Here is a 14,167-nt window from a genome sequence, read left to right on the forward strand (position 1 = left end):
TTCTATTCCGAATAAGAGTCTTCACTAAATTGATGATACTCATCTGAATAATCATCCAATATATGTATTGTTAGCTCTTTAGAGCCATTTGTATTAATAGTTTGAGTTTTACCTTCTGCATCTGTTAAACCATGGAACTCCACACCATTATTTAATTCAATAATGTACCGATGATTTCTTATAAGTTCTCCATTAGATCCTTTTAAAATAAAGAACTCTTCATGGTGTTTGGGCATTGCTGGTAATTTAAATTTTGCACGTCCACCAGCAACCAGACTCTTCTTCACCGCCTTTATCTTAATCGTCCCTGGGCACACCAGTTTAATGCCACTGTCATCAATCGTAATCGAAGCACCGCTACTGGTTTGTAGCTTGATGCGCTTAGGACTCGACACATTCACTTGACCTGATTCACTACCAATCGTCATACCTTGCTGAGAGTGCAACTGCAACTCACCTCCTTGCGCTTGTATCGCTACAGGTTTGGTATTGGCACTGATATGTAGTCCTGATAGGGCCGCTTGACCACCAACGCCCGAGAGTGACTCAATCATATCTGCCGTTAGCTTATAATTTCCTGCCACCACATCTGACTGCGTGCCGCCGGATTGTCTGACAATCGTCTTTGCTGTCCACAGCGTATTACTGGCAGAGGCGAGGATGCTATCTTTGCTGACCAGCATCACATCGGGTGCGCCTAAGACTTCTGTATTGAGTGTCTCATCTATCACTTGTGCCGTGGTTTTAAAGGCATCTACTGATTGAACAGCACGACTGAGTGCCTCGGTCGATTGCAGATGTGCTTGTTTGGCCTCTTCTAGCGTCTCACCCAGCTCAGCACCTATTTTAAGCTGACGTTGTCCTGCATCATTGACCCATGCTGATTCATGCTCCAATTGTGTATGACGGATACCAAAGGTAGACAGCAACACCCCTTTATTGCCTGTGATTTGAAGACTGTTATCAGTTGCTACTCTGAAGCCTTGTCCGCTGTTAGTGGATTGATGGTTGCTAAAACGATGGCGTAGGATACCCAGTTCAATAACGTGCTGACTGGGGGCGAAGGTGGCCTTGTCTGTGATAGTTGCGCTCATTGCATCCGCATGAGTGCCAATATTAGCACTCCACTTGAGTCCAACTTTATTAGGCGTATCATCGAACAGCAGGCTGATCTCAGAGCTATTGACTAGACCGTATTGCGCAATCCCTGATATCCACCCGCTATGATTATCATCATCATTGATTTGTGAGTGCCCAAGTCCGCTCCCATGCCACCTTGGTGAGGAGCCACCCTTTATGTTGTATCGATGCGCAAGCTCACTTGATCCTGCTGTTATATCATTGATGTCAGTATCACCCATACCAATACCGTCATATAAAGATCGGCTAATCACTGGGCTGTCGATGTCACCATACCAATAGGTCAGCAACACGGGTTGTCCATCACGCGGGGCAAACTGCCAGCCATGCGTGGTACCCGATGAGAGTTGCAGACTACGTAAGGGAGGCGTCGAGTCATCACTTTGAGCGCTAAGACCTGCCCAAACAGGAGTAGTTATGGTTTGCTGTAGAGTGTCATCAGTGACGGTAGATGCGTAACTTGGAGTTGTTGAGGTGTTAGCGTTACCTGTACGCGCTTGGGTAGGACCGCTATAGGTATGACTGGCAAAGGAGAGGATGCTTGGATAAGGGCAATAGGGGATATTTGAATCAAGCAGTTCAGCACTAACCCATATCCCTGTGCTGCGGGCTATTTCATAGGCATAGGCGGGAATGCTCATTGATCCGTACTGAGTGTCCTTAGTAAGACGCTGTAGCCAGTCTTTAATCATAGTGTGGTGCTGATAGGAAATGCTGTCACTATCAGGCTCGACTCCGATCATCTGTAATGATAAACAGTGGGTTTCAATGCTTTGGATGTTGGGGATATTATTAATATAAACGTTTGCGCCCACATTCATCCCGCGCAGGGAGCCTGTGGCTTGATAATGGCCGCGATGACTATTATTTGCAGCCACCCACTGCTTAGCTAGGCGTATGGCATCGGCATCGCTTGTGACTCTTGAGGGCGATGCTAGCAGTACCGCTGTACTATCTATTGCCAGCGGTGACTCATTATCCGCTGTACCTTCATAAATGGTGTCAGCGGAAAGACCGTCAGCACGGACGGTGACGGTGCGTGTGCCTCGTTGCATAACGGTTGGTTGCAGCTCATCAACGGTGTCTTGTCCAGACTGTACAGAGTTTTGCGAATAGTTATAGTTTAAAGAAGGTATCTCTAAGTCATCAAAGTTACTGATTAGAACTAGAGACCCAATATCTTCTATAGATTCTTTTGCAACCCAAAGCATAGAGATACCAATATCAGCAAGCAGTCCAGTGACAAAGTCCCAGTCACTAACATCTGACTGAGTACGCAAGGCAAGTGGCCGTTGTAAAGACTCTGAGGCAAGTAATATTTCAGACCATTGCCACTCAAAATCATAGTTTGCCAAAACGCTAGTGACAATATCAAAGGTGGATCGATTAACGAAGCTACGAGTACAAATATTTTGAGTCAACAACCAATCAGGGGACACAATGCTTAAGCCATAAAAGTGTAGCGCCCCATCTGAGTGCTGATAGTTTATTGCTTGAATAATGCCGGTGCGATAAGTTGGAATTCGAGTTGCTGATAGTGTGGTCAAACAAACTGGCGCACCAATCAAAGATGAACATGCGTCTGCATTTAAAAAGCTATGAGTATAGACCAACAATTTAGCTGATGATGAGTAATTAATAGTGCTTTTCCAAGAAAAAGCTACTGGATATAGATCAGAAGGTGCTAGTAAATCAGAGCTAATGACAAGTTGATGTAAACGATCAATTTGCGAAGACATAAGGATAGTTCTCAGAACTGCTTGATTGTGAGCGTGACTAATAGCTTAGTATTATTTGCAACAAAATTATAAAGTTTATTAGAATATTGTCAACTAGTGTTGATAATGAAATTGTAGTGATTTCTATCAAGTTCATATATTCGGTAGTATAAATTTTTATTAATATCTTAAAGCGTACAAAGTTAAGAGCAATCAAAAACTTTGATGGTTCGATAACCGCTAAAATCATGGCTGTTATTAATTTCACAAGCAATGGTGGTGATGTGTAATACCTCATGGAACACCCCTAAAAGCCTCAATCAAACCTTGCCTATACTGATGAAATACCAACACAGTATAGGCATTTTATTATGAGCGCTCAGACCCTTTATTTAAGTATTCTAGCGTCTTCTATGGCACTGACGGAATCGCCCAATCTCGCAGCGCTGGCAAGCGTAGAGCTTGTTACAGAATACGCGTTTGATTCAAATGTCGTGGCAAAAGTCATGGCAGTTGATGAAAAAACCCTTACCACTGACACTGATCCGCTAAACAATCTTATTTTCAAGATCAGTTTTAACGACAAGATAGACGGCAGTGTATTAACGGAATTAAAAGGCCGTTTATACACTGGCGGCGGCGTTGAAGCGTTAGAAGAACAGCACGCCGATGATTTTAGTTATATCACAGGCAAGTTAGACTTTTACGGCGCACTTGATAGTGAGTATGACTTTTTCGAGTCAGTCACGACCAGCTATAGCAAAAGCGATGCGGCAGCAATCAAGACGGCGCTTGAAACCATGGGTGCGTTAAACCAACTCGGCGCTTATCGCACCAAACAAGTTGAGCTTGCTGTGCCAGCCAGCACCGTAACCGACTTGACACCAAAAGAGATTAAAAACGCGTTGTTAGACATGCGCGATCGTCCACGCTATATAGTCTCTTGTGAGGTGGCTAGCCTACCTAATATTGAGGCACTGGCAGAGGTGATGGGTAAGATCAACTGTCATGTATTGCTTGATATTGGCAATATCACAGACTGGCAATCAGCCGTGGCATTGGCTGAAACACTAAGCATTAACGACCATCGTTTTTGGGTTTTTTGGAACCCTAATAAGTCGCGTCCAAGCAATGCAACAACCGTATTGGCGCGTAAAAAATGGCGCCCGTGCGTTGGTGACTATCTTGCGCAATTATTGATCCGTAATGCGGCCACTAATGCCGCTGGAATCCCGCCAATCTATCGACCAATCGCGGGTTACGACTTCCCAGTATTATTCCGCGATATGGAGAAAATAAGCGGCTTAACACTAGATGAGGAAGCGCAAAATGCGCTTGCGAGCGCTGGCGTGAACGTTGTCATTAATGAGCGTTTTGACGGCGGCGATCGCTTTATCTACGGGGATGCACTAACCCAGTACAACAGCAAGACCAGTGCCTTACGCTTGATCAACTCATCCGAAATTGAGACTTATACCGCCAATGTCGTGATCGGTATCACCAAGAAGCACTTACTAAAAGGCATGAGCAGCTTTGTTAAAGATGCGACCAGTGAATGCGAACGCTTTTTAGATGCGTGCGTTGTTGATGATAGCGGCAAAGGTTTATTGGTGCAATCGTCAGAGCTTGGCGGTCGTTATTACGCGCTCAGTATCACACCACGCGCCGATGATCCATTTAGTAAGGCAGACATTAAGTTTAGCCGCCGTCCGCAAGGGTGCGCACGCCAAGCCTTTTTAGAAACCACAGTCACCAAGTAATAACCCGCTTGATCACTATCATGCCAGCGATCAGTACCAATCACAGTGTAAATAATCATTTTTCAAGGAAAAAATATGTTAAACCCAATGATGAACCAGCGCCGCCGTGACCGCAACCATGAGCGCCAGCAAGCCCAGTTTGATGCGCTCAACCCAAAAGATGCCGCCGATAAGTTAGGAGCTGATCCAATCAGTGAACGTATGGCGATCGTAGCCACCAGTCAAATGCGTATTCAGGCGCTATCGGTTGCATTTATGCTTGCCGCCACACTATCAGAAGCGGATTATGACGATGAAGATATCCTGCCAAGTGAGGTGCTAGACGCGCTGATGCTTGAAGCATTTGTTGATGACGACGATGAGGATATCGAGGGCATCGATGAAAACGTTAAAATTACATTCTCAGCCCACGTAGCAGACGCGCTATCAACCCTAGGTGTTGAAGACTCAGTAATCGATGATCTGTTCGATGATGATGTTGAAGTTGCCGATGCAGCAGCACTTGCCGCCGCTGAGACGGTATTAGAAAACATGCCTGATGACGGTGATGATTTTGATGTGTTTGTGGCCGCGTTCGCTTATAGCGATGAAGACGTGGACGATGCCGAAGAATCAGGCGAGTTTGATAGCTTGGGTAATCAAGAGCCACAGTTTGATGCCGCTGGCAAGAAATTACGTGCTGGTAAAACAACGGTTAAGAAAGTCAACGGTAAAACGCTGAAATACAAAGCCGTCAAAGCCATTCGTAATGGTAAGAAAGTCACCATTAACAAGCGTATTGAAGGCAAGCCATTACTTAAAGCTGGCCAAAAAGCCGCGCTTAAAAAAGCACGCCGTAAAGCGGGTACTGGTTCCGCTATCAAAAAGCAGATCCGATCGTTTAGTAAGGGTATGCGCATGAATCTTTACAAAGGCAATAAAAATCGCTTGAAGGCATTACAAAAGGCTGGCGCGTCACGTTATTTTAACTCCTAAAGATCGGCTGCTGGCAACGAGAAAAGCCGCCTCAATATGGGGCGGTTTTTTATTGGAACACTGCCGTTAAGCCGCCAAGCTATCGACCTACAATAGAGGGATAAACGCTAACATTCATTTTAAGCAGGTGACACATGAAACTATCCGAGATCACAAAAAAAACCAAATTAGTTGCCGACTTCTCAAAACGCTTGTCTTATAGCGCAAAAGAAAAGATCGTGGCCACCGAGGTTGAAAAAGTAAAGCGCATATCAGGCGCAAGCGTGCGACCAGTCAGCATGGCCTTAGAGAACGGACAAACGGTAAAGATTTATTTGCGCTTGGTTGATGACGGCGCTAAGTACGACATATTCCGTATTGATGTTAACGGCAAGATGATCCCACTGGCTGGTGATTTTGATAACGGCTATGACGATTCATTTAACGCCTCAGTCGATGCGCTGGCCACCATGATTAAAACAGGTCAAAAAAAGTTTGATGCTAAACGCGCCAAGATGAAAGTGCGCAAAACGCCCACTGGCGGTAGTCGAGAACTGATGAACAAATCTCAGCAGCGTAACGCCTTACTTGATGAGGTAAAAGATCTTGATGTGATCATCCAAAACAAAACAACCGAAAAGGCCGAGCTGACAGAGCAGTTGGCCAAAATAAAAGAATCCAACAAATAACAGGTGAGATCATGCAAAACAGCTACATAGTGGACGCGTTTTTGACTGGGACGGCGTGGATGATCCTTATCTTTTTGTACTTTGATATCAGGGCACGTATTAAAGCGCTAAATAACATGATGAATAGCACCACGCTTGCCGTGGCATTGTCAAAGTCGGTAAAGGCGGCCACCAGCTTTGCCGTGCCATTCGCCGCGCTTTATCTGTTTTTGTTATGGCGTTTCTACGCTTTTATGGTGCAGTCGCAGACGTGGGGCGCTGGCGGGGCGGGTTTGGTAGTGATATTAGGCATTATTGGCGTGCTAATGGTGTGGCTGACTATGATGCTCGTTTTTGTGGCTCATAGCCCATTTGCTCAAATATCCTCACTCAAACAAAACAACGATAAATAAGGCTGGCCATGATTGATGCAGCGAAAATAAAAGACATGATCGATCACTGGTTGGCCACGCCGCCAAACGGATATTTTGGCCAAAGTTACGGCGCGGACGTGCGCAACATGCTATTGCGTGAGCTGAGCACTGACAACGCTGATAATTTTTTGGCACAACTACGCCGTGACATACCGCTATTAAACCAACTTAGTGATAGTCAGCTTAGTATTGATACGGCCACCGTTGGTTATGATCAGTTATATATCTACCTGAGAGTAGGCGGCATTGATATCGAGCTTGGCCAGTCAACAGCAGAAACCATGGATCAGGACTACTACAATGTCAGAGCGCAATAAAATACTAGAGAGCATAAACAGCAATATTAATGACTATCCCGAAATAGCCGAGCGCTGGCGTGCTGGTGACCCTACCGTTAGAGCAATGCTAACGTCAATCGTTGAGGTGGCAATTTCTTTAAAACGCGATAATGATGTAAACGCGATCGAGCCGTTTATTAAGTCAAAAAATCGCACTATTATTGCCGATGCGATTAACAAAGGCATATTACCAACAGCCTCACCCTGCCAGCACCTTTTGACCGTTGAAAACAACGCGCAAAGCACATTAACGATATCGCAAGGCCGGCTTGTTGAGGACGGTACCGGGCGACAATGGCGCTTACTAGCCTCGCTAACGTTGAGCGCAGGTGAAGTAAAAAAAGTTTTGGTCGAACAAAGCCTTATTAACCGCGTGAGCATGACCGTACCAATAAACGAGCCATTTTATACCGTGGCATTATCAACCACTGACGGCGCTTACTTCTCAGGCATTGGTATCACCAATACGACCACTGGCGAGATCTACCAGTACGCACCAAAATTTATGAACGCCGCTATAGACGCGCCAGCCTATACCTTACAAAGTGACGATTTGATAAATATCAACGTCATTTTTGGGGCAAGCGATCGCGCTGGCAAGACCGTACAGGCGGGTGAGGTTTATGAGTTTGCAATCACTCAGAGCTATGGTGAGGTCGATGCAGCAAGCCTAGGGCAAGCCGCGCTCAATGAGATTAATACCAGTGATGAAAGCAAGCTAAACCTATATTTTAAAGCGGGGGATATGATCCGTGCTGGCACTAATCCGTTAACGATCAATCAGCTTAGATTGTTGGCAAGCTTCCCTTCAATGTACGACCGTAATGCGGTATTCATGGGTAATTTTACCTTTTTGATCATGCAGCATTTTATGAGTCGTTTTGATTACATGGCAGTATGGAATGAGGCGGCGCATGAAAAGTATTATGGCGCGTCACTAGATAGCATCAATCACTTAAATCTTGCGGTGGTGGCCAAAAACAGTGGTTCCAGTGAGAAAGCCCAGCTGATTACCGATATTCAACAATTAGTGGCACGCGCTGATAGCTTGCTAGAGGGGCGCGTTAGAGTTAAGGCCGTGGTAGAACGGCCATACAAAATTACGATCACAGGGCGCTTGGCTCCCGTGCACGACATGGATTCAGTGCGTACGCAGATTAAAGAGTTGTTGCTTGCCAGCTACGGTAAGGGATCTCTTGCCGCGATCCATCATAACGCCGATGGGTTCAATCAATTAGAGATTGCAACGCGCTTGCGTACCGACATATCAGCTTTTCAAGACCGTATTAGTGATTTTACCGTGAGCAGTGAAGACGTAACCGCTAACCCAGTAAAGCCGCATGAATGGGCTTTTCTAAATAGTGACAGTATAACTATCAATTTAACTCGGACGGCAGGTGGTGGTAACGCGACATGGACAATGTAACTTTAACTGGCAGTGATTTTTTATCACCAATTTTGCACAGTAGCGCAGCGAATGAATTAGAGCGTGCCATGGCTGGCGTGTTTGTCGCTACCATCCAAGATCAGATGATCGACCAACTTAACGACATTTATAACTATGGCGTACCGTGGCAGGGTGGTCGTACCGTTGTTGAGCGCTTTACTAAGCTAAACGGCCTTGCGGTGCTACGGCGCGATGATGACGGCCTGAGCGATAAGTTGATGAGTATTATTTATGCGAATTGGGAGGCTATGGCCAGTGAGCGTGGCCTAGGGTTTTTACAGTTTGTTTTAAATATGCTTTACCCGAACCAAAACGAGGTCAAGCAGTTATGGCACTCAAAGGCGCTGGCAAGCAACTATCCAAACCACGTCAGAGAAAAAGGCGGGGCTGGATCGTTTTTAACCAGCCGCGTGCGCATTAAAATTGATGCGTCCGTAAACATTGCTGAGCTATCAGAGCTTGCACCAACAATGACCCGCCTTGTGCCTTGGCAGGTTGTGCCTGAGGTTGCCGTTAGTGTTGATACTGACGATATAGGATTAACCTTAGCCGCCGCTGGCACATTATATCAAGTGGCCAATTTTTCACCTTATTAACCCTGAGTCATAAGAGCATCAATGGAACACCCCTAAAAGCCCCGCCTAATAACTTGTCAAAATAGCCTTATCACTCATTCATTGATAAGGCTTTTTCATGAAAACAAACACCCCAAGCTTAACGGCTTATCGCAAGCAGTACCATACGGTTAAATCGTTGGGTGCTGCTATGTTGGCGTGCAACGCTGTATTGGTTATTGATGGCTACGAAAGCCTATATGTGCTGCTACAGAACTTCCAACGTCCGATCTGTACTCACCATGACTCAGCCGATGTGGACACCGCACGCGGCTTGCAGATGCACGCAGCTGGTACGCGTAAGACAAACTTTGAAGGTCAATGGACGTTTATTGAAACTGAAAGTGGCGTTATTTCACAGTTTGCAGACGACTTGGTAAATATTCATGACGGCATTATTCCGCTGGCACGCGTTTATGACGGTTTTGTTGATGACGGCGATAACATCAAAGGCTTGCGTGAATATGAGCTTATTGATAGCGCGATCACTTTTACTGACGGTGGCGGTGAAATCGATGCAGCCAGTCGCAGCCAAATCCTACAAGTACAAGCAAACTGCCGTTATAACTTCTTTGGTAATGACAGCAAGTTAGGCGCAACAAGTACAGATGTTTTCGCCAATACGCTAACTAATGCGCTCAATACACTTGGTGGCCTAACGCCCTCATTCACTTCAAATGACGTTACCATTTTTGGTTAAGGATGCCTTGTGAGCGTTAATGACACAGACGTAAATCACGTCATTGGCACGATCCAAGATGCCGCCAGTGACTTGTATGACGAGCTTTTAACGACTGGTTCTTCTTTATTGCTCAGTGATGTTGTTAAGGTTTTTATTATTAACACCAAAACATACGCGGGGTGGTCAGGCGAATTGCAGCACTGCCCCAAAAGCGACCAATCATGTGATAAGCCGCTATTGGTGATCGATAAAAACACCGTTTTGGGGGTGGATGACTGGGTAATTATTGCGCCAGTTATCCGTGCTCATTGCGATCTCGTTCAGGCACGGCGCATGGAGGGGGCGCAGAATTTAGGTGTTCAACCCGCTGGCATGTCGTCAAGTGAGGCACGCCAGCTATACGATGATGCGGTAAAGGTCATGCAAAAAGAGGCGTTTCAATTCCAGCCGTTTAGTATTGAAATACCCGATGACGACCCGCGCTACCCCAACACTAGCCCTTGGTTATGGCATTTATAAAACATGGCCGCCAATCAATCGGCGGCCACACCTCAAACAACCATTTATTGAGACAAACGCGTGAATATTCAGCTTGAAAATGGCAGTCAAATTGGCGGTGGTAATCTAATCAGCGCAATCTATCGCACAGACCTTGTGCCAGTGCCAGTAACGCTTGAGCTGGTGGTAAAGGCTGATGATAGATTGCGTGATTTATTTACCATTGGCCGCAAGATGACCACACCAAAAGGTGTGCCGCTGGTAATCGTTAAATCACAAGCCATTAATGAGCAGTCAATCAAGGCCGGCCGCCGTGTCACAGCTATTCATGTGATTGCTGTTATTGCTGGATGCGAGGCGCTGTTAGGCGTGACCAGTAAGGCGGTACACCTAGAAAACACCAGCTTTAATGAAGTTTATCGAGCACTTGGCGCAAAAATCAGGATCCAGCGCGATATCAAACTGGCCAGTTTTACTTGCTTAAAAGGGCAGTTGCCAACCGTGCCAATAGCATTGGCATTGCAGAAAGAAGCTGCTGTGGTATGCAATACCGATAATGGCCTATCTGTCATACGCTTAAACGAGCTTATGAACGGTGATGCGATCCTCTTTGATAAAAGTGCCGTCCAGTGGATCGACAATCCAAACGTAATCAGGCATGGCAACGTTAACTACCTATCAATCGATGACAACGGATCAGATATTTTAGGCACGGCGAGAGCTGAGCGGTCAATACAGTATTATCCCCGCGCTGACACCCGAGAACTACAAAACCTACGTCGTATATTGATCACTAAAGCCACAATCACGCGCCAGCTAGATGAGCGCTTGGATGCTGGTAAGACGATATCGGTCGATGATCAATCACTGATCACGCTTACTGGCGTGCACGTCTATGAATCAGGAGCGTTGGGCGGTCGATCGGTTGCAGCAACAAAAGCGTGGCTGGCACAAGTCGAGGACACCAAACAATGAGCTTTATATCCCCCTACATGCACCCCGCCAAGCTGGTGAGCTACGACAAGGTTAACCGTATCGCGAAAGTCACTATTGAGGGTTTAACGGACGGTGTAGCAGACGGTATCACCGCAATGCTGGCTTATCCTATTGGCGATGACGACTTGGACACTGAGCGCGAGTTGCTGGTAGGTGCTGACGTATGGGTATTTTTTGAGCAAGGCGATGTGTCAATGCCAGTGGTGGCTTTTTACCGCCGTCACGGACAAGGACGCGCAATCGTGGACGTGCGGCGCATCCGACAAGAGAATATCGAGGTGCTGGCGCGTACCAGTATGACACTAAGCGCCAAAGACTTCATCAATCTAAAAGCCAGCAAAATAAACCTTGATGCCGACATAGTGACCATCAATGCTGGTGAGCTAAATATTAATGCTGAAACAAACGCAAAAGGCGACGTTAACCAAATAGGCGATTACTTCATGACAGGCAATCAGCTGATCAATGGTGGTCAAACGGTCAACGGCAACAGTGTGTCATACGGCAATCAAACCGTTAATGGCAGCATATATTCAACGGTTGATATGATCGCTGGCAAAATTTCAGTGAGATACCACTATCACAGCGGCGTCAAAGAAGGCGGTAGCGATACTAGCCAATCCCAAAATTAATCAGGCGGCAATATGAAACTTTTTAACAGAATGGCAGGCATGATGATCGGCAACCGCGAAATGAAACAGGCTCGCTTGCCATCAAGTATTCATGACGCAAACCATCAATATGAGGCCATGAACCAATTTGAGCTTGGCACGTACTACAACAAAGAAAAAATACCGCGCACCCGCCAGCAGATCTACACCATGTGGGAGATTATGCAAAAAGACCCGCAAATTGCAGAGGCATTAAGTTTGCACGCTACCGCCGCGCTGGGTGGCCACGAAACGACAGGGGATATGATCTTTATGACCCCGCATGATCGCATTAGAGGCAAAGGCCGCCGCGCCAAAGAGCTGCGCGATAAGGTAGAGCGCGAATCACGTCACATGACGGCAATTATCAACCGTCACATATTCGCATTGGCACGTCAGGCGATCGGTTTTGGTGATAGCTATGCGCGTATCTATACCGACAAACGTGCTGGCGTGGTTGGCCTGATGAACAACCGACACACCGCGCCACCACTGATCATGCCGTTTGAGCAAGCAGGGGATACGATCGGCTTTCATGCGTTGGAAGAAGAAGACTATGAGCGCACGATTGCCAAGCTAACCCCTATGCAAATGCTACGAGTAAAAATGCCGCGCATTACCAACGTACCGCAAATGTCACGGCAAGTTTGGCAGGATGAAAAAACGCTGATTTATGACAATCGTTATGACAATCCTATCTTACCAAGTGAGGTTGGCGGCTCGTTCTTATACCCGATCGAGGAACCGTGGCAAGACGTAACCATTAGCCGCGCTGGACTCAATAACCAGCAGATTGCAGACAGCGTAAAGCAAGCCTTTTTAACGATCAACATGGAGGGGATGCCGCCGAAACAAGCTACGAAATATAGAGAAGGACTTACTAAAATGCTTGGTAACTATCGAGACAAGGTAGAGGAGGCATTTAAAGGCGGCGAAGCATTGTACGGTACAAGCTATCATGTATTACCGCAATGGGGCGAAAAGCAGATATTGCAGTCAGTGGGGGATCTAACACAGCGTCAAGCGCCGCTTAACGAAGGTACGTTGATGATCAACCTAAGACGTTTGGCGGGTGGCCTTGGTATTGATTTGGCACTGATGGGTTGGGCTGACATGCTGGCGGGTGGCTTAGGTGATGGGGCGGCGTTCCATACGTCAGCACAGATTATGAATAGATCTATGCTCATCCGTCAGGCCGTTATTGACGCGCTTAATCACTTAATGAGTATTCACTGGGGTATCAAGTACGGTGAGCACTTTGACTCTAAAGAGTATCCATGGCAATTCGATTTCTACAGTGATCAAAATGCGGCGGCCTCACAAGCGCTCAACAATAAGCAGAATCGCGCCAACACGACAACCATTCAGGTACAGGCTATACAGATGATCAAGGAGCTTGGCTTGGATAAAGAAACCGCACAATTAATATTAGAAGACGAAATGGGCTATGACATGGCCATGGCTGAGAAAATCGCTATCTCTATCACCACGCCGCCGCCAGCTGAGGGCGATCATATGATGATGCCCGATGGACAGTCGATGAACCCGCCACAAGACGACCCGCTACCTGATGAATTGGACTTTGACGATGAAGACTAATATTTTTAGTGGTTTTGCCGCCGCTGCGACCGGCACAGCCAAAAACTACTTGCCTATGCAGGATATTAAAAAAATGTATGGCGAAGTTAGAGCGCATGAGATCTTATTACAGTGCATGTATGTTGTGACGATCGAGGATATTTACGGTATTGGTGCTGGTATACCGTGGTTTACCGACAAAACATTAAGTTATCTTGTGACCGAGGCCGACTTGTCACTAGGCAGTGCTGATGCCGAGTCATTCTACGTTGGCGCGTTACCCGCCAGCTATTTAACGCAAAAGACCGCCGATGAAATGGACATGACATTCATTGAAACCAGCACCGGCGCTATTTTTAGATCATTTAGGGCATGCTATGACTTGGCGTTCAATAAGGACGGCACGGTGCACGTACCAAGAGATTATAGTTTTAAGCTAACCATTGGCTTGATTAACCATAAAAAACCGAATGACCCGCCAGCCGTCACACGATCTTGGATTGTTGCGGCCAAAAGCGGTCGCACTGAGGCAAGCGCCACTGGTAGAAGTGAGGTTGTCAAAGAAGCGATTACTTTTCAGAAGATCCGGCCGTTAATTTTCGAGCGTTAACTGAATTAAGATCATGAAACAAACTCTGTCATCACTGAATAGTTTTATCTTGTGGGTGCAGTATTCAAAATACCATTCAG

General features: G+C 46.4%; 14 protein-coding genes. 13 read left to right on the forward strand and 1 reads right to left on the reverse strand.

Annotated elements, in window-relative coordinates; translation table 11 throughout:
• Positions 1-2: 2 nt before the first annotated feature.
• Complete coding sequence (locus Q6344_06775) at positions 3-2,879, reverse strand: contractile injection system protein, VgrG/Pvc8 family (protein ID WLG15030.1); 2,877 nt, start codon at positions 2,877-2,879, stop codon at positions 3-5.
• Between the two features lie 350 nt (positions 2,880-3,229).
• Here Q6344_06775 and Q6344_06780 point away from each other — a divergent pair, with 350 nt between their 5' ends.
• From Q6344_06780 to Q6344_06840, 13 genes are all read left to right on the forward strand, one after another.
• Positions 3,230-4,618 carry a hypothetical protein gene (locus tag Q6344_06780; protein ID WLG15031.1) on the forward strand — a complete coding sequence of 463 codons (1,389 nt, stop codon included), beginning with the start codon at positions 3,230-3,232 and terminating at the stop codon, positions 4,616-4,618.
• A 75-nt stretch (positions 4,619-4,693) separates the two neighbouring features.
• Entirely contained in the window at positions 4,694-5,593 is a 900-nt protein-coding gene (locus tag Q6344_06785) for a hypothetical protein (protein ID WLG15032.1), read from the forward strand.
• Between the two features lie 134 nt (positions 5,594-5,727).
• On the forward strand, positions 5,728-6,261 hold the full coding sequence (locus tag Q6344_06790) for a hypothetical protein (protein WLG15033.1): 534 nt from the start codon (positions 5,728-5,730) through the stop codon (positions 6,259-6,261).
• An 11-nt stretch (positions 6,262-6,272) separates the two neighbouring features.
• A complete protein-coding gene (locus Q6344_06795) occupies positions 6,273-6,653 on the forward strand; it encodes a hypothetical protein (protein ID WLG15034.1) in 381 nt (126 codons plus the stop codon).
• Positions 6,654-6,661: 8 nt separating this feature from the next.
• Positions 6,662-6,991, forward strand: a complete 330-nt coding sequence (locus Q6344_06800; protein ID WLG15035.1) for a hypothetical protein — start codon at positions 6,662-6,664, stop codon at positions 6,989-6,991.
• The gene (locus Q6344_06805) at positions 6,975-8,438 is read left to right on the forward strand and encodes a hypothetical protein (GenBank protein ID WLG15036.1); all 1,464 of its coding nucleotides are present in this window, start codon (positions 6,975-6,977) and stop codon (positions 8,436-8,438) included. The genes Q6344_06800 and Q6344_06805 overlap by 17 nt, the downstream gene beginning before the upstream one ends.
• The gene (locus tag Q6344_06810; protein WLG15037.1) at positions 8,426-9,055 is read left to right on the forward strand and encodes a hypothetical protein; all 630 of its coding nucleotides are present in this window, start codon (positions 8,426-8,428) and stop codon (positions 9,053-9,055) included. Before Q6344_06805 ends, Q6344_06810 begins: the two co-directional genes overlap by 13 nt.
• Before the next feature lie 97 nt (positions 9,056-9,152).
• Positions 9,153-9,773: a hypothetical protein gene (locus Q6344_06815; GenBank protein WLG15038.1), complete on the forward strand. Its 621-nt coding sequence runs from the start codon at positions 9,153-9,155 to the stop codon at positions 9,771-9,773.
• A 9-nt stretch (positions 9,774-9,782) separates the two neighbouring features.
• Positions 9,783-10,274, forward strand: coding sequence for a hypothetical protein (locus Q6344_06820; protein ID WLG15039.1), 492 nt, complete (start codon positions 9,783-9,785; stop codon positions 10,272-10,274).
• A 60-nt stretch (positions 10,275-10,334) separates the two neighbouring features.
• On the forward strand, positions 10,335-11,228 hold the full coding sequence (locus Q6344_06825; GenBank protein WLG15040.1) for a hypothetical protein: 894 nt from the start codon (positions 10,335-10,337) through the stop codon (positions 11,226-11,228).
• Complete coding sequence (locus Q6344_06830) at positions 11,225-11,881, forward strand: hypothetical protein (protein WLG15041.1); 657 nt, start codon at positions 11,225-11,227, stop codon at positions 11,879-11,881. The genes Q6344_06825 and Q6344_06830 overlap by 4 nt, the downstream gene beginning before the upstream one ends.
• Before the next feature lie 12 nt (positions 11,882-11,893).
• Positions 11,894-13,498, forward strand: coding sequence for a hypothetical protein (locus Q6344_06835; GenBank protein ID WLG15042.1), 1,605 nt, complete (start codon positions 11,894-11,896; stop codon positions 13,496-13,498).
• Positions 13,488-14,087, forward strand: a complete 600-nt coding sequence (locus Q6344_06840; GenBank protein WLG15043.1) for a hypothetical protein — start codon at positions 13,488-13,490, stop codon at positions 14,085-14,087. The genes Q6344_06835 and Q6344_06840 overlap by 11 nt, the downstream gene beginning before the upstream one ends.
• The last annotated feature ends 80 nt before the right edge of the window (positions 14,088-14,167 follow it).

The organism is Psychrobacter cibarius, assembly GCA_030686115.1.
Classification (GTDB): Bacteria; Pseudomonadota; Gammaproteobacteria; order Pseudomonadales; family Moraxellaceae; genus Psychrobacter; species Psychrobacter cibarius_C.